This is a genomic window from Methanoregula sp. (assembly GCF_035543475.1).
In the GTDB taxonomy this organism is placed as follows: Archaea; Halobacteriota; Methanomicrobia; order Methanomicrobiales; family Methanospirillaceae; genus Methanoregula.
The window spans coordinates 254,967-272,895 of the sequence record NZ_DATKKA010000023.1 but is presented as its reverse complement, the minus strand read 5'-3'; the positions used below and the strand labels follow the sequence as shown (position 1 = coordinate 272,895).

Annotated in this window: 26 protein-coding genes; 3 read left to right on the top strand and 23 right to left on the bottom strand. The window is 59.1% G+C overall.

Annotated elements, in window-relative coordinates; genetic code table 11:
- Complete coding sequence (locus VMS83_RS08940; RefSeq protein ID WP_325412011.1) at positions 1–786, top strand: ABC transporter permease; 786 nt, start codon at positions 1–3, stop codon at positions 784–786.
- 13 nt (positions 787–799) lie between these two features.
- Here the strand turns inward: VMS83_RS08940 and VMS83_RS08935 are convergent, their stop codons facing one another.
- Positions 800–1,396, bottom strand: a complete 597-nt coding sequence (locus VMS83_RS08935) for a hypothetical protein (protein ID WP_325411946.1) — start codon at positions 1,394–1,396, stop codon at positions 800–802.
- Between the two features lie 128 nt (positions 1,397–1,524).
- Positions 1,525–2,082 carry a HemK2/MTQ2 family protein methyltransferase gene (locus VMS83_RS08930; RefSeq protein ID WP_325411944.1) on the bottom strand — a complete coding sequence of 186 codons (558 nt, stop codon included), beginning with the start codon at positions 2,080–2,082 and terminating at the stop codon, positions 1,525–1,527.
- 85 nt (positions 2,083–2,167) lie between these two features.
- Here VMS83_RS08930 and VMS83_RS08925 point away from each other — a divergent pair, with 85 nt between their 5' ends.
- Positions 2,168–2,437, top strand: coding sequence for a DUF4405 domain-containing protein (locus VMS83_RS08925; protein WP_325411942.1), 270 nt, complete (start codon positions 2,168–2,170; stop codon positions 2,435–2,437).
- A gap of 392 nt (positions 2,438–2,829) precedes the next feature.
- Here the strand turns inward: VMS83_RS08925 and rsmA are convergent, their stop codons facing one another.
- From rsmA to pfdA, 9 genes are read right to left on the bottom strand one after another with little or no spacing between them, the layout of a single operon-like run.
- Positions 2,830–3,594 carry a 16S rRNA (adenine(1518)-N(6)/adenine(1519)-N(6))-dimethyltransferase RsmA gene (gene rsmA / locus VMS83_RS08920; RefSeq protein ID WP_325411940.1) on the bottom strand — a complete coding sequence of 255 codons (765 nt, stop codon included), beginning with the start codon at positions 3,592–3,594 and terminating at the stop codon, positions 2,830–2,832.
- Complete coding sequence (locus tag VMS83_RS08915; RefSeq protein WP_325411938.1) at positions 3,591–4,154, bottom strand: DUF655 domain-containing protein; 564 nt, start codon at positions 4,152–4,154, stop codon at positions 3,591–3,593. The genes rsmA and VMS83_RS08915 overlap by 4 nt, the downstream gene beginning before the upstream one ends.
- A 10-nt stretch (positions 4,155–4,164) precedes the next feature.
- On the bottom strand, positions 4,165–4,515 hold the full coding sequence (locus VMS83_RS08910; protein WP_325411936.1) for an RNA polymerase Rpb4 family protein: 351 nt from the start codon (positions 4,513–4,515) through the stop codon (positions 4,165–4,167).
- Between the two features lie 22 nt (positions 4,516–4,537).
- Positions 4,538–4,828 (bottom strand): 50S ribosomal protein L21e, encoded by a 291-nt coding sequence (locus VMS83_RS08905; RefSeq protein ID WP_325411934.1) that lies wholly within the window; start codon positions 4,826–4,828, stop codon positions 4,538–4,540.
- Between the two features lie 2 nt (positions 4,829–4,830).
- The gene (locus tag VMS83_RS08900) at positions 4,831–6,063 is read right to left on the bottom strand and encodes a tRNA pseudouridine(54/55) synthase Pus10 (RefSeq protein ID WP_325411932.1); all 1,233 of its coding nucleotides are present in this window, start codon (positions 6,061–6,063) and stop codon (positions 4,831–4,833) included.
- Positions 6,054–6,629: a tRNA (pseudouridine(54)-N(1))-methyltransferase TrmY gene (gene trmY / locus VMS83_RS08895; RefSeq protein WP_325411930.1), complete on the bottom strand. Its 576-nt coding sequence runs from the start codon at positions 6,627–6,629 to the stop codon at positions 6,054–6,056. The genes VMS83_RS08900 and trmY overlap by 10 nt, the downstream gene beginning before the upstream one ends.
- 1 nt (position 6,630) lies before the next feature.
- On the bottom strand, positions 6,631–7,956 hold the full coding sequence (locus VMS83_RS08890; RefSeq protein WP_325411928.1) for a signal recognition particle protein Srp54: 1,326 nt from the start codon (positions 7,954–7,956) through the stop codon (positions 6,631–6,633).
- Positions 7,956–9,011 carry a signal recognition particle-docking protein FtsY gene (gene ftsY / locus VMS83_RS08885; protein WP_325411927.1) on the bottom strand — a complete coding sequence of 352 codons (1,056 nt, stop codon included), beginning with the start codon at positions 9,009–9,011 and terminating at the stop codon, positions 7,956–7,958. Before ftsY ends, VMS83_RS08890 begins: the two co-directional genes overlap by 1 nt.
- Before the next feature lie 19 nt (positions 9,012–9,030).
- On the bottom strand, positions 9,031–9,576 hold the full coding sequence (gene pfdA, locus VMS83_RS08880; RefSeq protein WP_325411925.1) for a prefoldin subunit alpha: 546 nt from the start codon (positions 9,574–9,576) through the stop codon (positions 9,031–9,033).
- A gap of 183 nt (positions 9,577–9,759) precedes the next feature.
- On the opposite strand from pfdA, the gene VMS83_RS08875 reads away from it, so the two are divergent.
- Complete coding sequence (locus VMS83_RS08875; RefSeq protein ID WP_325411923.1) at positions 9,760–11,247, top strand: DHA2 family efflux MFS transporter permease subunit; 1,488 nt, start codon at positions 9,760–9,762, stop codon at positions 11,245–11,247.
- Positions 11,248–11,459: 212 nt separating this feature from the next.
- Here the strand turns inward: VMS83_RS08875 and rpl18a are convergent, their stop codons facing one another.
- The 12 genes from rpl18a to VMS83_RS08815 form a co-directional block, all read right to left on the bottom strand.
- Positions 11,460–11,654, bottom strand: a complete 195-nt coding sequence (gene rpl18a, locus VMS83_RS08870) for a 50S ribosomal protein L18Ae (protein WP_325411921.1) — start codon at positions 11,652–11,654, stop codon at positions 11,460–11,462.
- A 5-nt stretch (positions 11,655–11,659) separates the two neighbouring features.
- Positions 11,660–12,322, bottom strand: a complete 663-nt coding sequence (locus tag VMS83_RS08865; protein ID WP_325411919.1) for a translation initiation factor IF-6 — start codon at positions 12,320–12,322, stop codon at positions 11,660–11,662.
- A gap of 4 nt (positions 12,323–12,326) precedes the next feature.
- Entirely contained in the window at positions 12,327–12,593 is a 267-nt protein-coding gene (locus VMS83_RS08860) for a 50S ribosomal protein L31e (RefSeq protein WP_325411917.1), read from the bottom strand.
- A gap of 2 nt (positions 12,594–12,595) precedes the next feature.
- Positions 12,596–12,748, bottom strand: a complete 153-nt coding sequence (locus tag VMS83_RS08855) for a 50S ribosomal protein L39e (RefSeq protein ID WP_325411915.1) — start codon at positions 12,746–12,748, stop codon at positions 12,596–12,598.
- 9 nt (positions 12,749–12,757) lie between these two features.
- Positions 12,758–13,357, bottom strand: coding sequence for a DUF7411 family protein (locus VMS83_RS08850; protein WP_325411913.1), 600 nt, complete (start codon positions 13,355–13,357; stop codon positions 12,758–12,760).
- A complete protein-coding gene (locus tag VMS83_RS08845) occupies positions 13,357–13,686 on the bottom strand; it encodes a DNA-binding protein (RefSeq protein WP_325411911.1) in 330 nt (109 codons plus the stop codon). The genes VMS83_RS08850 and VMS83_RS08845 overlap by 1 nt, the downstream gene beginning before the upstream one ends.
- A 15-nt stretch (positions 13,687–13,701) precedes the next feature.
- A complete protein-coding gene (locus tag VMS83_RS08840) occupies positions 13,702–14,313 on the bottom strand; it encodes a 30S ribosomal protein S19e (protein ID WP_325411909.1) in 612 nt (203 codons plus the stop codon).
- A 111-nt stretch (positions 14,314–14,424) separates the two neighbouring features.
- The gene (locus VMS83_RS08835; protein ID WP_325411908.1) at positions 14,425–14,676 is read right to left on the bottom strand and encodes a YhbY family RNA-binding protein; all 252 of its coding nucleotides are present in this window, start codon (positions 14,674–14,676) and stop codon (positions 14,425–14,427) included.
- A complete protein-coding gene (locus VMS83_RS08830; protein WP_325411906.1) occupies positions 14,660–14,986 on the bottom strand; it encodes a ribonuclease P in 327 nt (108 codons plus the stop codon). The genes VMS83_RS08835 and VMS83_RS08830 overlap by 17 nt, the downstream gene beginning before the upstream one ends.
- Positions 14,987–15,068: 82 nt before the next feature.
- Entirely contained in the window at positions 15,069–15,674 is a 606-nt protein-coding gene (purN, locus tag VMS83_RS08825) for a phosphoribosylglycinamide formyltransferase (protein ID WP_325411904.1), read from the bottom strand.
- Positions 15,675–15,684: 10 nt separating this feature from the next.
- Positions 15,685–16,962, bottom strand: a complete 1,278-nt coding sequence (locus VMS83_RS08820; RefSeq protein WP_325411902.1) for a hemolysin family protein — start codon at positions 16,960–16,962, stop codon at positions 15,685–15,687.
- A 111-nt stretch (positions 16,963–17,073) separates the two neighbouring features.
- Positions 17,074–17,901 carry a sugar phosphate isomerase/epimerase family protein gene (locus tag VMS83_RS08815; protein WP_325411900.1) on the bottom strand — a complete coding sequence of 276 codons (828 nt, stop codon included), beginning with the start codon at positions 17,899–17,901 and terminating at the stop codon, positions 17,074–17,076.
- Positions 17,902–17,929 lie beyond the last annotated feature (28 nt).

The window sequence follows — 17,929 nt, the reverse complement described above, 5'->3', positions numbered from 1 at the left end:
ATGCCGCACATCTGGTCGTTTCCCCGGATCACCCGCCGCGCCGCCAGGGTCTGGCAGCGCAACCTCGACGTCTTTGTGAAGACCTGGAAGGTGAACTTCTTCCCGCCGTTTATCGAGGCACTCCTCTACCTCTCGGCCATCGGCCTGGGGATCGGGACCTACGTCGGTGCCATCGGGGGCGTACCGTATATCAACTACATTGCCCCGGCCATCCTTGCCATCACCACCATGAACTCTGCGTTCTTTGAGTGCACCTATGGTTCCTACGTGAGGATGTACTACCAGAAGAGCTTTGACGCGATGATCGCAACGCCCCTCTCCATCGAGGACGTGATCGCCGGGGAGCTTCTCTGGGGCGCCACCCGGAGCGTGATCTCGGTGGCGATCATGCTGCCGGTGCTCGTGGTGTTCAACGTGGTCACCCTGCCCTTCTCGCTCCTTGCCATACCCCTGGCATTCATCGGCGGCCTGATGTTTGCCGGCCTTGCGATGTGCTTTACCGCGATCACCCCCATCATCGACACGCTCAACTATCCCGCGTTCCTGCTCATCACACCCATGATGCTCTTCTCGGGAACGTTCTTTCCCCTCACCATCCTCCCGGTGCTCCTCCAGTATATCACCCTCGCGTGCTTCCCGCTCACCCACCTCGTGATCCTCATGCGGATGGCCACCCTGCCCACGGCCGGAATGCTGCTGCCCGTCAGCATTACCTGGATGCTTGTGGCTACGGTCGTCTTCTGCATCATCTCCATAAACCTGATGCGGCGCCGGCTGATCGCGTGAGAACGAGAAAAGATCAGAGAGGGCGGGTCCGTTCCCGCGACGGGGAGGACGAGCACCGGGGCTGCCAGAGAGAAACGTCCTGTGCTGCCCCGACAGCAGGATCGGCACCGCAGGACCCGGTAACGGGCGAACGCCTGAGGATACAGAGCGTCTCATCGAGGCTTGCAACGAGGGCGCTGATATCGCGTAAGGGGAACTCTCCCGAAAGCTCCACAAGGAGAACTGCAATTTCCTCCCGGAGCGGGTCCTGCAGGATGCTGTCAGGAGAGCAGAGGCCCAGTTCATGGCAGCAGATCAGGGTACGGTACGCTTCCGTGTACGCGGAAAGGTCGGCGAGGAGCTCCTCGCGGTACGCCCTCCCCCCCTCTTTTTCGAGGGACGCAAGGTCAGCGAGGGCCCGCCGGTACTCCTCCCGGTGCACCGGGGTGATCCGGGCATCTTCCCGTACGGGGTCCATCAGGGAACGGAGAGGATATTCCTCGAAATACGGCGCTCCGGCCCGGTACCTCCCGAAAGTGCAGCGTTCAGAAGCATGGGTGCGTGTCTCCTGCACAGCGGTGGCAAACCGGTGCAGGCGGCGGGTGATATCGTCGGTCGTGGTCGTGTCCATGGGATTACCTGTGCAGGAAGGCGGGTAAAGCGGGAAAGAATACTTTTGAAAATCTGCCGGTGATATTGCCGCTGGTTCTTTAAATAATATGGTCATACGGGGAGAGTGCTCATCCTCCGGGTGAGGAGTTAGCGTTCATTCCGGGTGATCCGGAGCACGACCAGCTCCTCGTCCTCCACGGTCCGCCGCAGCACCGGAACTGCTGCGAACCCGTGCCCGGCAAAGAGCCCGACAACCTCGGCAAGCCCGGTGAGCGAGGAGACCAGGAGGAGGATCCGGCCCCCGGGGGCGAGCACTGTTCCTGCCGATGCGGCAAACCGCCCGATCACGTCCCTGCCGGTGACCCCGCCGTCAAGCGCGTATTCCAGCCAGTCATCGATACGCTCCTCGGGCCGGGTCGGAAGGTAGGGGGGGTTGAAGAGCACCAGATCGAAGGTGCCCCGGATGCCGGAGAAGAGGTCGCACCGGACCACATCGAGCCCTTCCTCTCTCGCGCAGAAGACCGCATGGGGATTGATGTCCGTGGCCACCACAGCGCAGTCCCGCACCAGCGCCGCCGCGATCCGGCCGGAGCCGGTCCCGACCTCGAGCACCCGGTCACCAGGCCTCACCTCGGCCTGTGCGGCCTCGAGGAGGAGGAAAGTATCGGCCTCGGGCTGGTACACCTGGGCGGGATCACAGGACATGATAATGAATTCTGGGACAAAAGAGGGAAAAAGGGATCGCATCAATCGCAAACCAATATCAGGAGTCAGGAAAAAGGTTGATCCAATGGACACCATAAAGGTAAAATGGCTTATCGACCTCCTCATGGGGATCTCGTTCCTGGTCTGTTTCATCACCGGCCTGTTGAAGTACCCGGTCCTCCTCCAGCTGACCGGGCTCAACAACGTGATCCTTCCTTCTGCACTGATCTCCGATCTCCATGACTGGACCGGTCTTCTCATGGGGCTCTTTGTCTTCCTCCACCTGCTCCTGAACCGCCGGTGGATCATTGCCACCACAAAAAAGATCCTTGCCCGGAGCGGGACAAAAGACTGATCTCTTCTTTTTTAGCAAAACCCGTCCTGAACAGGAACGGGCTAAGGTTCCGGGCACTTTTTTCGCGAACAGCCGACACGCCACCTCTGTGAGGGGGCTTCTCCGGGAACCTGCACTGAACCGGGCGTTCTCCCGGGAATAAACGGACTGCTGCCCGTTCATGGTCCCGCATATCATAAACCTGCCGGGGATTTATAGACGGAAAATTCCTGAATGGAGAGGATAGGGAAGCCCGGTGAACCGGGCGCGGGAAAAAACGGAAAAAGAGATGATGAAGAAATGTTCACGAGGGGACGGAAGAGGAAGAACGGTCCGGAATGGCCCCGCTTTCTTACCAAACGAAAAAAATATGAATACTGCAAGCCGAAGAGGCAGGAAGATACGCCCGGGAGCTACCCGAGATTGGCTATCGTTGCAAAATCCTCGAGATACAGCTCCTCAGGGCGGCTCTTGAGGATCTCATCGGGGAGTGCAGCGATTGCCCGCTCTGCCCAGTCATGATCGAGGATGCCTGAGGAACCTTTCAGGCCGTTTTTCACCGTCTTTCTCCGGTGGGTAAAGAGTGCCCGCACCACGTCCGCGTACCGTTTTTTGTCGTTAACGCCGAAGATGGGCGGGCGGGGGGTGATCCTCACCACCATCGAATGGACCTGGGGCTTGGGCGAGAAACAGGTGGGCGGGAGGGTAAAGCACTGCTGCACCACCGCATAGGTCTGGACCATGATCGAGAGCCGCCCGCAGTCCTTGGTACCGGCCGGGGCCACCATGCGCCGGGCAAACTCCTCCTGGTACATCAGGACTGCCGTCTCGAACCCGGCATCGAGGAGCCGGAAGGTGATCTTCGAGGAAACGGAGTAGGGGAGATTGGAGACCACCATCTGGAAGGGCGGGAGCTCACACCGGGTTGCATCCCCGTGGGTGACCGTGAGCGTCCCCTCCTGGATCTCATCGGCAAAAAGGTCGTTAAGATCCTCGCAGAGGATCCGGTCCAGCTCCACCGCATGGACAGTGGCGCCCCGGGCGAGCAGGGCCCGGGTCAGGGCCCCGTTCCCCGGCCCGACCTCGAGAACCATCTTTCCCTTTACTTCCACACTGTCCGCAATGCGGTTGATCGCGTTCTTGTCGATGAGGAAGTGCTGGTCGTGACGGGCTTTCATTTCGTGGTGAAGAGGTGGTACTTGACGTCCTTGTCCTGCAGCTCTTCAAGGATCCGGGCCTGAATCATCTTCTCCGGGTGGGGGATGGACTTGATCCGGGTGGAGATATCCACGAAACTCTCAAAGGGCTTGCGGTTCCGGGACTCAAGCACCTCCCACATCAGCTTCTTTCCGATACCGGGCAGCAGGTGGAGCATGTGGAGCTTCGGGGTGATGGAGATCGCCTTGTTAAAGAAAGTGACAAAATCGGCTTCCCGCTCCTTTACTACCTGTTCGATCATGAACGGCAGTTCCCCCTTTGCCGTGGGCGTGAGCTCCTCATACCCGATCCGGCGTTTCACCCGCTCAATTTTATCGCGCTCGGAGTCACCGATATACACCTTGTCATGCAGGTTGATGGCAACCCCGGGCTTGGGGATCAGTTCAAGCAGCTTGAACTGCTCAAGGCCCATGGCCTGCACGAGCGGTTCGCGCTTGAACTGGGGCCGGGGGTCTTCGGCATGCCCTTTCATGAGCACGTCCAGTACGATCGCGTTGACCTCCTTTTTCTCGGCCTTCATGAAAAACACCTCAGAAGTGTGCCATGACCAGGTCGATAATGGAATCGATCTCTTCGGGAGAGAGAGTAAAGCGCTCTTTTGCGAAGATCGCCCGCACTTCATCCCGGCTCTTGGGCATGATATTAGCGATACGGTAGGCGATCTCCGGCTTCATCTTCTCGAGCTTGAGGAGTTTCTCCACAAGCTCCTTGGATTTCTCGGGCGAGGTCCTGGCAAGCTGATTGGCATGATCCATGCTCCGCCTGAACTCATAGGACAACTCCTTCTCGGCAGCGATCCTCTCAGATTCCACGCCCATAAGAGCGGCGCGGAGTTCAGGGAGCGTAACCTTCTCTTCGCTAAGAATACCCTTCACTTTCATGCCAATCACCTGACAATTGAGTTTACTTTTGTGCTTTTAGATGTTGCGGTCGCGCAATGACGGTTTTTTCCGCATTGCCGTCGAGGATTGAGAGCATCCAGGCCCGTCCACGCTTGCCGATCACGGTGCCCGTGAGCCCGTGGAAGCGGCGGTGGGGCATGCCCTTCTGGACGCTTGAGTTGACAACGATATGGACCTTGTCGCCCACCTCAAACTGCTGGATGACGGAGGTGACCGGCGGCAGCCCGCGCTGTCTCAATTCTTTCTTGAACTTATACCTTGTTTTCTTTCTGGGTCCGTTGTGGTGTGCCATTCTTAATCTCCCTCCTGTGGTCCTTCTACCTGCACAACGTCAAGGCTGGTGACGTGTGCCGGCCGCTGCAGGATCTCGGCAAGACTTGGGGTGGTCCTTCCCTGATCGCCGGATACGAGTTCCTTGATGTAGAGGCCAGCTTCGCCGAGGACTTCAAGAATGAACTTTCCGTCCTGTTCCCCCACGTACTCGATATCCAGGACTTTACGCTCCCGGACCTTATCTGCTCTCCGGTGAGCGACCCGTTCGGGCGTGCGCTGCTGTATTGTGACGCCCTTTAAGGCATTCAGGGCATTTACCAGCGTTTCTGCGGGTATCTGCCCCTCAACCTCGACCAGGATCCTGTATTTTTTATGCGCTTTACTTGATTTAAGGGTTTCCACCTCCGATCGGTCGCTCCAGCGCGAGAGGGCAACCGAAACCCGTCCCTCAGCCGTCCGGTTGATCTCCGTTTCTACGGCAGCCAGATCGACAGAACGGCTCTTTGGAGCCACAATTTCCAGGATGAACGGCCTGCCGGTTCCCACGCAGCGTGCATCGATATCTTCCCTGCCAGCCCCATGCAGCACGGCATCCTCCGCGTCAAAAAGTCCGATGACCGGGCGCCCGATCAGTTCTTCTACCGAATCTGCGTACTGCTTGCCGGTATAATTGCATTTCTCACAACCGGCACCCCCGCAGGTCCGGCAGTTCCAGTGCGTCTGCGGGATGCCGCGCTCGAACTTCTGGTACCTGCCGTAAAAGAACAGGGCATTGACCTGGATATCCACGATCCCGGACGCGGGGTCGAGCAGGGCGATAATATCGGGTTTTTTGAAATCCACGACTTTTCCCGTAATGGCAGAGACCGCCTTTCCCACTTCACGGTTCACCTCGGATTTGAACGGCTCGGGCTCCCCAAGGGAGAGATCACTCCAGACCATCTCCTCGTTCTCCGCGATAAGCGGGGGGACCCGGCAACCGACAAGGAACGTCTTGTACTCATGGCCTTCCAGGGCTGTTGCAACTTTCCCGGCCCATTCAGCGACACTCTCAAAGAAGTTGCCGCAGACCCAGCAGGTACCGGAGAAGCGTTCGTACGGCTGGTTGGCCGCAAGTGCCCGTGCAATCCTGAGCGCCCGCCCGCGTTCATCGTTCGTGAGGCCATGCGAGCGCTTCCCGAAGAAGCGGCCCAGGCAGTGATCGCAGCAGTCCCCGTACGCGAGAATCTTTTCGACCTGTTCGTTTATTTCCATCCTTTTTTCCTCCGGTCGATCTCGTTTGAGAGTACCGTAATCGTGTGGTCGGCATGCAGGCAGGCCGGCCCGACCGAGTACCGGGATGCATCTTTTATGAGCGCCTCCTCGGCCTCCGTGAAATTCTGGTGGTCGGAGAGAAGGAACGCCCCCGGCATTGCCTGCACCGTGCGGATATCGGTGCCGTTCTCGTCCAGCACCGCAAATGCCTGCTCCGCAAGGAGCCGTTCGAGCCCGCCGTTTCTCACAAAGACGCCCGGCGCTGCTTCGCGGAACTCGCTCCCGCAGGGGATGGAGAGCGCCTTTTTGATCAGCGCCCCCGCGCTCCGTTCATCGGGAGAGAGCGAACAGAGCCCGTTCCCCCGGAAAAGTACCGTCTTTGGGGCTTTGGGTTCACCCAGAAGGACAAGGGAGCACTCCACGTCCCGGCGCAGGTCGTGCGAGAGGAAGAGTGAGGTATTGACGCACCGGCAGAGCACATCCATGCGCCCTGCCCCGGGGAGGTCGTTTAAGGAAAAATCCCCGTTCGTGCGGGCAAGGTGCCCGACAATGGCAAACGAGGTCATCTTACTGCATTCCGGAGAAGCGTTTCATCAGGCGCTGCATATTGAATTTTCCGCCACCGGCACCCCGCAGGCCCTTGAGGGTCTTGTGCATCATCTTGTAGTATTTTAAGAGTTCCCGGACCTCTTCGGGAGTGCCCCCCGCACCCCGGGCAATCCGCTGCATCCGGGAGCTGTTGATGGTGGAGGGGTCGTCGAGCTCCTGGGGCGTCATCGAGTCCATGAGGATCCGGTACCGGACCATCTTGGTGCTGGTCACATCGTAGACCCCCTCGGGGAGCTGCATGTTCCCCATCGGGAGCATGCTCATGATCTGCTTTAAGGGGCCCATCTTGTTGAGGGCCTCGAGCTGCTTGTACATGTCGCGGAGGGTGAAGTGGCCCTTCATCATCGCATCCATGTCAATCTCGGTAGCTACCTGGGCCTCCTGGACCTTCTCGGCAAGGGCCTGCAGGTCGCCCATGCCGAGGAGCCGGGAGATGAAACCGTTCGCGTCGAAGCGTTCGAGGTCCTCGATCGTCTCCCCGGCCCCGATGAAGACGATCCCGCTTTTCGTCTCGGCCACGGCCGAAAGTGCTCCGCCGCCTTTAGCGGTGCCGTCCATCTTGGTGATGATCACGCCGTCGATCCCGATTGCCTGGTGGAACCGGCGGGCCTGCTCGCTTGCCTGCTGGCCAAGTGCCGCATCGATCACGAGCCAGCGGTGGGTGGCCTTCGTGATCACGTTTAAGTCGATAATCTCCTGGATCAGGTCGGGTTCCAGTGCGTGGCGGCCCTGGGTATCGACAATGATGACCTCCTGGTCCTTAACGGCAAGAAGACCAGCCCGGACGATCTGCCGTGCATCGGTAGCCCTGGGATCGCCAAAGCAGGGCACGTTAATCTTTTCACAGAGGGTAACAAGCTGGTCGTAGGCACCGGGGCGGAAGGTATCGGCACAGATCACGCCAACCTTCATCCCCTTCTTCTGGAAGAAGCGGGCGATCTTTGCCGTGGTCGTGGTCTTGCCGCTCCCCTGGAGACCGGCCATGAGGATGACCTGCGGCTCAAGTTTTAAGTCCGCGGTGGCATAGACCAGCCGGACCAGTTCCTGGTACACGATCCGCAGGACATGTTCCCGGACATTGGTGTTCTTGGGCAGCTCCTCGTCCAGCGACCGGGTCCGGATCGCTTTTGAGAGCTCCATGACCAGCTTGACGTTCACATCAGACGAGAGGAGAGCCCGCTGGAGATTTTTTACCAGCTCGTCGACTGCCGCACGGTCCACCACGGCCTTACCGGCGAGCTTTTTGAGGGCGTCCTTGAGCGCATCAGAGAGGCTGTCCATCATCAGGAAGCACCCCCGAGCAGTTCCTCAACAACGGCCCCGGGCTCAAAAGGCACGATATCCTCGTATGCCTGCCCGGTGCCCAGAAAGAGGAGGGGTTTACCTATGGTGTGGGCGATCGAGATCGCCGCCCCACCCCGGGAATCCATGTCGACCTTGGTGAGTACGATCGCATCAGCACCCACGGTCCGGTCAAACTCCGCTGCCCGGACCACCGCATCATTCCCGGCGACCGCCTCGTCCACGTACACGATAAGATCGGGCTTCATCACGCGCCGGATCTTTTCGAGCTGGCTCATGAGGTTTGCCTTGGTGTGGAACCGGCCGGCGGTATCCGCAAGTACCACATCGGTCTTGTGGGCCATGGCGTACTGCACCGCATCAAAGAGCACCGCGGACGGGTCGGCACCGGTCTGGTGCTCGATCACCTTGATGCCCAGCCGTTCGGCATGCACGCCGATCTGCTCGATAGCGCCGGCACGGTACGTATCTCCGGCCCCGATAACGACCGAAAATCCCTCCTTCTTGAGGTAGGCACCGATCTTTGCCACCGTTGTGGTCTTGCCGGTCCCGTTCACCCCGGTAAAGAGGATCTTGACCGGCCGCTCGTGGGATTTGATATAGGCAGTGAGGTCAAAACCCGTGCCAAGGACGTTTAAAAGTGCAGACTTGAGGGCGTGGAATACAAGAGAATCCACGGACTCCCCGATCTTGCGGTGTTTTCCGACAAGGCCGGCCCGGATATCGGCAATTAACGCATCGGTCACGGGAAGAGCCACATCACTTTCGAGAAGCGTCATCTCCAGTTCCGCAAGGGCATCGGCGACGTCTTTCTCCGAGACCACCAGTTCACGGTCGATGATGAGAATCTTTACTTTATCGGCAAGGGTCGGGTTCTTTACCGGGCCTGCTGCGGGAACCTCCCCGGTCTTTCCGGGTGCGGCGGGTGGAACCGGCTGTGGCGGGGCTGCCGGCTTTGCTGCCTCCGCCGCTGCGCCGATGCTTGCGCCGAGCCGGTCCCGTGCAGCCTGCAGCCGTTCCCTGAGCCCCGAAAACATATCGTGCGGTTCCTATTGCTTATTCTTCATCGTTGTCTTCGCTGTCGCGGCCGCGGGGGACCGGGCCGGCACCGGAGGCCTGCCGGTATCCCTGCTCAAGCCGCTTTGCGATCTCGTTCATCTGGACACGGAGTTTCTCCAGCGCCTCGGCCACCTTCTTCTGCGAGGCTTCCATCTCGGTGATCCGGTCTTTGAGATACCCGACCGCATCCGCGTTGGTCTTCTCGAGGATCACTTCGGAGCCGATGTTGAGGAGGACTTTTTCCGGTTCGAGGACCTTTGCCCTCAGGCTCGTCCCTCCGCCCAGCTGGAGGAGGACGGTCCTGTCCTCGGATGTGGCGAGCGCCTCCAGCGCCTCGATCGCGGCAAGTGCTTCCATCCGCCCGTTCTCCATCAGTTCGAGCTGGCCGGCAAAGACTTCTGCCTGCTGTCCGTATTCCTTCAAGTAGTACTGGAGTGTCTCGATCTCACGCTGGTCCATGGGTTGTGCTGCTGCCACGATTCCTGTCTCCCCTTCTTCTCCGGGTTGCCGGGTCTTTCTGATATGTTTGTCCGCAGGGAGCATAAATACCTCCTGATAAGACGCGGTTCGTGCTGACTAAAAAACCCATTCCGGCACATCATTTCCTCCCATTATCCCGGCCGGATTCTGCCCGTTCTGCGTATCTGCATCCGGACCATTATCCCACCCACACAATGCCAGACCAGATCACAATTCTCATGACAGATGGGCGGTAATCTCCTGCATATGCGTGAGTACGGCACAGGGACCGCCCAATCCGGTTTTTTTCTTCTGGTCTTCTCCATCTCGCTTGCTACCTTCATGGCAGGTCTCGATGGTACCATTGTCAACATTGCACTGCCTACGATCTCCGAGTCATTCCATGTCTCTTCCACGACCGTGAGCTGGGTCGCTACCGCCTACCTGCTCGTGATGGCCGGCTGTGTGCTGGTCTTCGGGAAGATCTCGGACATCATCGGTTTTAAGAAGATCTTCCTGTCCGGGTTTGTCATCTTTACGCTGGGTTCGCTTGCCTGCGGTACGCTCCCTGACCTCTTTCACTCACTCAACCTGCTGGTGGGGTCCCGGATGGTGCAGGCGGTCGGCGGGGCGATGATCACGGCCATTGCACCGGCGATGGTCACGGCCTACATCCCGATGAGCGAACGGGGAAAGGCGATGGGGATTGTCATGACGCTCGCCGGGCTGGGGACGGCACTGGGGCCGACCATCGGGGGATTTCTGACCCAGTACCTTTCGTGGCACTGGATCTTCTTCATCAACGTGCCGGTTGGCATCGGGGCGGTGCTGCTGGGCGCCAGGGTGATCCCGGCATCCCATGGGGAAGGGTCCCTGGCCGGTTTCGACCGGGCCGGGGCAGTCCTGGTCTTCACCGGCCTTGCCTCCCTGCTCTTTGTGGTCTCGGAGGGGGAGACGATGGGCTGGACCTCGCCGGTGATCCTTGGTCTCGCCGTCCTTGCCGTGGTGACGCTCGCATGGTTTGTTCGCCACGAATGCCGGATCGCCGACCCGCTCCTCGATTTTTCGCTCTTCAGGAACAGGAACTTCCTTGCCGTCAACCTCCTGCTCTCGCTCGTCTTTTTCAGTTTTGCCGGGATCAACTACCTCCTGCCGTTCTACCTCAAGTATATCAGCGCCTACGACACCTCCACCGCCGGCCTTGTCATGACCTCGCTCTCCTTTGCGATGATGGGGGCAGGCATCCTCGCCGGCCTCCTCTTCAACCGGACCGGACCGCGACTGCTCTGTATCGGGGCCGGTATCCTGCTCTGCGCCGGCTATTTCTTCATCATGCAGCTCCACCCCGATACGCCGGTGGGGTACGTGGTGATCTGCCTGGTTCTTATCGGCCTAGGGCTGGGCCTCGTCATTACCCCGGCCTCGAACCTGGTGATGAACTCGGTGGCAAAAGCAAAACAGGGCATGGTCTCGAGCCTCACCAGTCTCGAGCGCTTTGTCCCGCTCACAATGGGGATCGCCCTGTTCAACCTAATCTTTTTATGGGGGATTGTCTCGATCGCGGCAAATCATAACGTGACGATGGAGTCCCCTGTCGACCTGCAGATAAAGGTAGCAACGGCCGGTTTTGACCTCGCTTTCTTCGGTTCGTTTGTCTTGGGCCTGATCATCCTTGCCCTGGCGCTGGTGGTCCGGCAGGAGATCCATCCGGACTACCAGAACGATGAGGGTGGGATAGGGCCGGGGATGATCTGAAAAAGGATATTGTGATGACTCTCGCGGTGAAGGGTTCCTAGAATATTTATATGAGTCCTCCCTGCCTCAGGGCCCCTCACGGGGCACGGCGGGGAGCATCGTTTGTAGGGGTGTGGGGGCGACAGCCCCCACGATATTATCAGACCCACAGATTCACGAAAGTTCCCGGATCTCCCGGTGACAATCACCGGGCTCCGTGAAAAAGAAAAGATTTACTCTGCTTTGACCGGCGTAACGCCGGAGACCTTGATGTAGCGTCTCTTGAGGTTGTGCTTGCTCCCGATGGTTGCAAAGGCACGCTCTTCGGCCTGCTTTGCATTGGGTGCCTCGATCACTTTCGTGTAGGGCATCCAGTCTTCGCCCATTAAGAAAGTTCCTTTCACTTCAAACTTCTGCTCTGCTGCCATAATTCTCACTCCAGAAATCCAAATACGTCCTCGACCCTGCCCAGTTCAAACCCGCTCGTCGCGTTGCCGGCAAGGTATCCCTTGTCGTTCACGAGAAGGCCGGTGCCCACGAGACCGCTGCCCATGTTGATCGTCCCGGTGCCGACCGGAATTTTGGCCACTGCTTCGAGCCGGGCGATCTCCTGAGCCGTTGCCCGCGGGTGGACAATCACACCCTTGTTGGTTGCAACACCGGCCATGCCGATCGTCCGTACACCCCCAAGCGTCAGGTGGATCACCTCAACGCCCAGGAACTCCCCGATCTTTGCAGCAATATCTGCCGGAAGATCCGGATGCACCGCGGCAAACGAGTCATTGGCCATGATCACATTACCTGCCGCGTTCATCGTCTCGGAGAGGAGCATCACCTTGCGGTACTCGGAGAGTACCGCACGCTCGGGTTCGGTCGCAAGGCCGGAGACTACCAGCCCCCGGCTGTTCCCGGCCACGAGCGACCCGACAATGGAGCTGCCCTGGATCGTGGAAACAACCAGCTCGACATCGAGCGCTTCCGTTACTGCCGCCCGGAACTCCTCCGGGGCATCCGGCGGGATCACCGCAATATCGCCTGCTACCCGGGCAAAGACCCCGATATTGGGATCCCCGGTAAAGTTCGTGGTGCGTTCCATATGCCTACGATTCCGGGGCAAGTTCCGCCTGGACCTGCCCGTCTTCCATCTTCATGGCGCGGACGCGTATCTTTGAGGGCGGTTTTTCGGCTCCCCTGCTCCACACCTTCTCGTTGATGGTCTTGTCAAGCTTCACGTTCTCGGTCTTCATGTGCTTGGCAAGGTACTTGCGGATATCCTTGATCGCGCCATTGGCACGCTTCCACCGGGGCATCCTGCGGGCGTCCCGGAGGGGGATAATGTAGATGTGTTCCTTCATCTGCTCTGCCATGATTACACCTTCAGATTGCTTCTGCGCCAGTTGCGTCTCTTGGGGTGGTTCACCACAGCCCTCTTGGTCCGGATCATGACCCACTGGGGCACGCGCCGGTTCTGGTCGCATGCCTTGGCGAGCCGGACCTTCCTTCCTTTGCTGAGCTTGCTCATGTTCTTCACCTAGTTGTTTATGGCCTTCTTTGTTCCCACAACAAGCGACTGCTCGTGATGAGGGGGGAAGAGGGCGGCGGGATCGGCCCCGCGGGCACGGACGGCCGCCCGGATCTCGGACTCGTAGTCGCCGTTTGCGATCGTCCCGGTCTCCCCGTACTCCACGAGGAGGAACCGGTCAACCAGCCGGTCGACGTCGGTCCGCATATAGCCGAGAAGGGGGCGCACGTACGTGCGCCCGGTCCGGCCGCAGATGCTCTGCACCTGCTCCCTGGTGAGCATCGGGACCCGGTCATCAAACCGGGTGCCGTCGCCGACAACCTCGTACTCACCGGCAAGGGTCTCGATGGCAGTCCGGTGGATGCGGTTGATCGCATCGTTGGGATAACCGCACGAAATTACCATCTCTGCCATCTCTTCTGCCATACCATGGGGAAATACCCGTTTTTTCAACGGGAACCCCAGCGCCTGCGCGGCACGTTCTATTGACGGGATTAGGCGGGCGGGGTCGAACACAAAGGTGTTGAGTTCGACCTCGAAATACGTACCCAGCATGATTGCTGCAAGGGAACTATCCTTCCCGCCGCTGTAAAGCACTCCTGCTTTCATCACTTTCTGGTGATCGAGTAATCCCGTTTTGCCGGCGCAAGCTGCCGGAGCAGCTCTTTTAACTGTGCATCGGTGATCTTCTGCCGGAGACGCCCGCTCTGGGCAAGCATCACCAGCTGTTGTTCCACGGCACCAGCAAAATCCGGCTTGGTCAGCTTGATCGTATTGAGGCGTTCCCGTGCGTCAGGCTCGAGAATCTGCATCATTACCATCTGCATCTGCTGCTTGAGACGCTGCTGCTGTTCGAGTTCCTCCTGCTGCTGGCCTGCCTGCTGCTGGAGTTGTGCCATCCTTCTCTTCCGGATCTCACTCAGCTCGTCGTCTCCCATGGAATGTCACCAGTCTTATGCTTCAGGCTTCTTGCCTTCAGCTTTATCTTTCTTGCCTTCGCCCTTCTTTGCGGCAGGCTTCTTCTCGGCCTTCGCATCGTCGGACTTCTCGGCCTTCTCGCCCTTTGGCGCCTTGCCGCCCTTCTTGCCGGGTTCTGCCTTCTTGGGCTCCTCGGCGACCGGCTTTGCCCTCTTCGGGATCGGGGCCGGCGGGTGGGTGAGTGCCTCTTGGGCCATGTTGTCCAGGAACGCCATGCCGGCAGGAGAAACCCTGCGGCCGGTCTTGTCGTGGATGATCAGGCCTGCGGCCTCCAGCTGCTGGAGGGCTTTTCGCAGAATCGAGCCGCTGCCCTTCCGGAAAGCATTCGGTTTGGAGCCGCGGTTCTTGCTTCCGCCATAGAAACTCCGCATCCGTTCGACACCCAGGGGGCCGTCGACATAGACGCGTCTTAACACTGCTGCTGCCCGGGTAAACCACCAGTCGGGATCCTCGGGAGGCATCTCCTTATGCACCCCGGTCTTTGCAAAGGCAGCCCATGCCGGCGGCTTGATCTCCTGCCGCTTCCTGAGCTCCTCGGCAACCTTCCTGATGAGGTGGTCGGCCGGGACATCATATACGGTCGTCATGACTAGTCCTCACTGTATTTAAAACTAAATAACAGTCTTAACTTATTGGGTAGCGAGGTTTTTATATATTTCGAGGTACCGGTACAGGGTGTCCGGACTACAAAAAAAGGACTATTTCTTCTCTTTTTTCCCGCGTTCTGCAAGAACCATGGTCTTTCCCCGGACCCCAAGAAGTGCCGCGCGGGCTGCTGCTGCCACCGCTTCCGGGTCAACTTCGGTGTTCTGGAGCCATTTTACCTTGATGACCTTGCGCTTCTTGAGCTGGGCGGCAATCTCTTCGATCGTTGCTTCAGTACAGCCCTGCTTTCCAATCCAGACCGTTGGCCTGAGATCCTGCATCGCAGGATCATGATGTGTTGACATGCTTCTTCTCCACCCGGTACCGGGTCGTCTTTTTGCAGGACAGGCAGGTGACCGACACCCACCCGGGGTGCACCCGCACCCGCATGTTTGCCCCGGGCATAAGATACCGGGAACAGTGGTGGCAGAACTGGCGCCGGTACTCGCGATCGATCCGGACCCGCTCCTTCATGGAGATCTTCCGGGCAAGCTCCACGTACCGGTCACTGTAAGCAGGATCCTCGCAAAATACTTTTTCCGCCTCTGAAAAGAGTACCGCGATACGCTCCCGTGCCAGGGGTTTTACGGAGGAGGGGCGCTTCTTGTCCTTCATGGCCGCATCCCTGCCCTGCAGGTGTCATACTATCCGCGCCCGTGGTATATATAAGAGGGGCCCCGGAAAAGATCAGCGCCGGCTACCGGATCCTGACCTTCCGGCCCTCAATGGAAAGGCAATCTTCGCAGAAAAGCCGGATGGCCTCGGGCAGGGCAATATGTTCCTGGATAAGGATCCGCTCTGCGAGCGTGTCCTCGTCATCGTCATCCATCACCCGGACGCAGCGCTGGAGGATGATGGGTCCCCCGTCCAGGCTCTCGTCCACGAAATGGACAGTGCAGCCTGCCAGTTTGACCCCATGTTCGAGCGCCTGCCGTTGCGCGTGGAGGCCGGTGAAGCTGGGAAGGAGCGCCGGGTGGATATTGATCATCCTGCCGGCATACTCCCGCACGATCGCAGACCCGAGGATGCGCATGTAGCCGGCGAGTACAACGAGATCGGGCCGTACTTCCCGGAGTGCGGCAAGGAGCGCCTGCTCGTACAGCTCCCGTGAAGCAAACCGGCTGTAATCAACAATGACCACCGGGATGCCGGCGGCCTGTGCCCGCTCGATCGCGTATGCCCTGGGGTTGTCGGTGACCAGTGCCACGCAGGTCCCCCCAATCCATCCCCGCTGCACGGACTCGATCACTGCCTGGAAGTTCGAGCCCCTTCCTGATGCAACCACAACAATCCGTTTAGCCATGCATCCACCCTCACCGGGATTCTTCCCCATCCTTTCTCTCCGGGCGGACAACACACTTGATCTTCACGATCCGCCGACCGTGCATCTGCATGACCACGAGAGTGATCCTCCCGTTCCCGATCTCCACCTTCTCTCCCGGGTGCTGCGGGAGGTGGCCCAGCCGGTCGATCAAAAGGCCGCCAACGGTCTCGTAGGACTCGTCCATGGGAAGATCCAGGCCGAGTTCTTCGTTTGCATCGTCCACCCACATCTGGGCGTCGAGCACATAGACGCCCTCAGCAATCTTCTGCACATCGGGCTCCTCCCGGTCATATTCGTCCCGGATATCTCCGACCAGCTCCTCCAGGATATCCTCGACCGTGACGATGCCGACAAAGCTGCTGTACTCGTCGATGACGATCGCGATCTGGACCCGGTGGACCTGAAGTTCCTTTAAGAGATCATCGATCTTCTTTGTCTCGGGAACAAAGGTCGGGTCGTACATGATCTCTTTAATCGAGAGGTCCTTGCGGTTCGAGACTAGTGCCGAGAAGACGTCCTTGACATTGAGGACGCCGGTGACGTTGTCGATCTGGTCGTGGTAGATGGGAATACGGGAGAACCCGGTCTCGTTGAAGATCCGGATCGCATCACCGAGTGCCGTGGTGTCCTCCATCACGATCACATCCACCCGGGGGGTCATGATCTCCCGGGCCATGGTATCCCCGAACTCGAGCACCGAGTACAGCATATCCTTTTCGTCCTGCTCGATGGTGCCCTCTTCTTTCCCCACATCGATCCACTCCTTGATCTCATCCTCGGTAACGGCCGGTTCTGCCGCATCTTTTCCCACGCCAAGAGACGGGCTTACCCGTTCAACCACCCAGATGACGGGAGAGAGCAGGCGGGAAAGGAAGAGTATTACGGGGGCAACGGCCCGGGGGAACGTATCCGGAGCCCGGGATGCATAGATCTTGGGGCCGATCTCACCGAAGACTAAAAGGACGAGGGTAACGACACCGGTCGCAATCCCGACACCGATGTTACCAAAGGTGCTGATCGCAATCGCTGTTGCGATGGACGCGGCAGCGATGTTGGCGAGGGTATTCCCTATGAGGATCGTGGTGAGAAAGTGATCGGGGTTTTCCTTCAGGCAGGCAAGGGCGGCTGCACCGGGTTTCTTGTCGTTAACAAGCGTCCGCACCCGCGCTTTGGTGATTGAGATCAGGGCGACTTCCGAGCTCGAGAAGAACGCAGAGAGCAGGATGCAGATGATAAAGAGCAGGAGATATAAAAAGTCCTCAATCATCCTCTTTCACGCCGTCCGCAGGCACGCCAGCATCCTTGGTTCATAGTCGGAATCTACAGCACATATGGGGATGGGGATCAGATAAAACCAACGGACGACGGACAAAACAGCTCAGTCGGGTTCCATGCAATCCCGCATAAAGGTGAGATCGCGGGCGAGGATGGTGCATTTCTCCTCCGCGGAGAGCGGGTGCGGGAAGTTGAGATCATCGATCTCGAGCATCAGGGGGCCATGATAGTGGTGATCACGGAGCGAAGTAAGGATCCGTTCCATCACCGGGCTCCTGTCCAGCGGGAGATGAAGCCTGCCCCCGGTGGCCCGGCTGAGGTGCACGTTTGCGAGCCGGTCTCCGCAGAGCCTGAGGTACTCCATGACGGTTCCCTCGGAGGCTGCGAGGGCATGGGATGTATCGAGGGTAAATTTCAGCCAGGGCTCAGCATCAAGCACTTCCCGCATCCGTTCCGGAGTGCAGATAAGGGCGTTCACCGCCGGTTCCATATTCTCCATGGCAACGGTGACCGTGTCTTTCAGGGCCGCCTCCCGGAGTGCAGACAGGTAATGATCGAACCGGGCACGATCAGCTTCGCCGGGAGGGCGCTTTGCCGTCCTCCTGCCGGGGTGGACGGTGAGGATCCCGGCCCCGAGCGTCTGGGCCAGGGCAAGGGACCTCGCCGCCCATGCAACCGAGACCTCTGCCACATCGGGATTGATAGAGCAGGGGTTGAGGTCAAGGACCGGCGCATGGACGGAGAAGGTGGCAATCTCCGGGTGTGCCCGGCGGCAGGCGGTCACCTCATCCGCCGGAAGATCCCGAAGCCAGAAATGGGGCGTCTCCAGCCAGTACTCGATCCCGCCGAGACCCGACCGCGAGACGTTTGCGAAGATCTCCGCTGAGGTGTACTCGTGGAAAAACATACTCGAAACGCCATAGGCGGTCATGATAATACTAATTGATAAACGCTTTAGT

Coding starts and splice junctions, on each gene's coding strand:
- VMS83_RS08890 (WP_325411928.1), bottom strand. CDS start 7,956: ATGATGGACAGCCTCTCTGATGCGCTCAAGGACGCCCTCAAAAAGCTC.
- VMS83_RS08820 (WP_325411902.1), bottom strand. CDS start 16,962: ATGATTGAGGACTTTTTATATCTCCTGCTCTTTATCATCTGCATCCTG.
- VMS83_RS08850 (WP_325411913.1), bottom strand. CDS start 13,357: ATGAAAGCAGGAGTGCTTTACAGCGGCGGGAAGGATAGTTCCCTTGCA.
- VMS83_RS08875 (WP_325411923.1), top strand. CDS start 9,760: ATGCGTGAGTACGGCACAGGGACCGCCCAATCCGGTTTTTTTCTTCTG.
- VMS83_RS08855 (WP_325411915.1), bottom strand. CDS start 12,748: ATGAGCAAGCTCAGCAAAGGAAGGAAGGTCCGGCTCGCCAAGGCATGC.
- rpl18a (WP_325411921.1), bottom strand. CDS start 11,654: ATGGCAGCAGAGCAGAAGTTTGAAGTGAAAGGAACTTTCTTAATGGGC.
- VMS83_RS08905 (WP_325411934.1), bottom strand. CDS start 4,828: ATGGCACACCACAACGGACCCAGAAAGAAAACAAGGTATAAGTTCAAG.
- pfdA (WP_325411925.1), bottom strand. CDS start 9,576: ATGCTCCCTGCGGACAAACATATCAGAAAGACCCGGCAACCCGGAGAA.
- VMS83_RS08925 (WP_325411942.1), top strand. CDS start 2,168: ATGGACACCATAAAGGTAAAATGGCTTATCGACCTCCTCATGGGGATC.
- VMS83_RS08900 (WP_325411932.1), bottom strand. CDS start 6,063: ATGGAAATAAACGAACAGGTCGAAAAGATTCTCGCGTACGGGGACTGC.
- VMS83_RS08915 (WP_325411938.1), bottom strand. CDS start 4,154: ATGAAGGCCGAGAAAAAGGAGGTCAACGCGATCGTACTGGACGTGCTC.
- VMS83_RS08845 (WP_325411911.1), bottom strand. CDS start 13,686: ATGGGAGACGACGAGCTGAGTGAGATCCGGAAGAGAAGGATGGCACAA.
- VMS83_RS08835 (WP_325411908.1), bottom strand. CDS start 14,676: ATGTCAACACATCATGATCCTGCGATGCAGGATCTCAGGCCAACGGTC.
- trmY (WP_325411930.1), bottom strand. CDS start 6,629: ATGACCTCGTTTGCCATTGTCGGGCACCTTGCCCGCACGAACGGGGAT.
- VMS83_RS08830 (WP_325411906.1), bottom strand. CDS start 14,986: ATGAAGGACAAGAAGCGCCCCTCCTCCGTAAAACCCCTGGCACGGGAG.
- VMS83_RS08815 (WP_325411900.1), bottom strand. CDS start 17,901: ATGACCGCCTATGGCGTTTCGAGTATGTTTTTCCACGAGTACACCTCA.
- rsmA (WP_325411940.1), bottom strand. CDS start 3,594: ATGAAAGCCCGTCACGACCAGCACTTCCTCATCGACAAGAACGCGATC.
- VMS83_RS08865 (WP_325411919.1), bottom strand. CDS start 12,322: ATGGAACGCACCACGAACTTTACCGGGGATCCCAATATCGGGGTCTTT.
- ftsY (WP_325411927.1), bottom strand. CDS start 9,011: ATGTTTTCGGGGCTCAGGGAACGGCTGCAGGCTGCACGGGACCGGCTC.
- VMS83_RS08930 (WP_325411944.1), bottom strand. CDS start 2,082: ATGTCCTGTGATCCCGCCCAGGTGTACCAGCCCGAGGCCGATACTTTC.
- VMS83_RS08940 (WP_325412011.1), top strand. CDS start 1: ATGCCGCACATCTGGTCGTTTCCCCGGATCACCCGCCGCGCCGCCAGG.
- VMS83_RS08935 (WP_325411946.1), bottom strand. CDS start 1,396: ATGGACACGACCACGACCGACGATATCACCCGCCGCCTGCACCGGTTT.
- VMS83_RS08860 (WP_325411917.1), bottom strand. CDS start 12,593: ATGGCAGAGCAGATGAAGGAACACATCTACATTATCCCCCTCCGGGAC.
- VMS83_RS08910 (WP_325411936.1), bottom strand. CDS start 4,515: ATGAAAGTGAAGGGTATTCTTAGCGAAGAGAAGGTTACGCTCCCTGAA.
- VMS83_RS08840 (WP_325411909.1), bottom strand. CDS start 14,313: ATGACGACCGTATATGATGTCCCGGCCGACCACCTCATCAGGAAGGTT.
- purN (WP_325411904.1), bottom strand. CDS start 15,674: ATGGCTAAACGGATTGTTGTGGTTGCATCAGGAAGGGGCTCGAACTTC.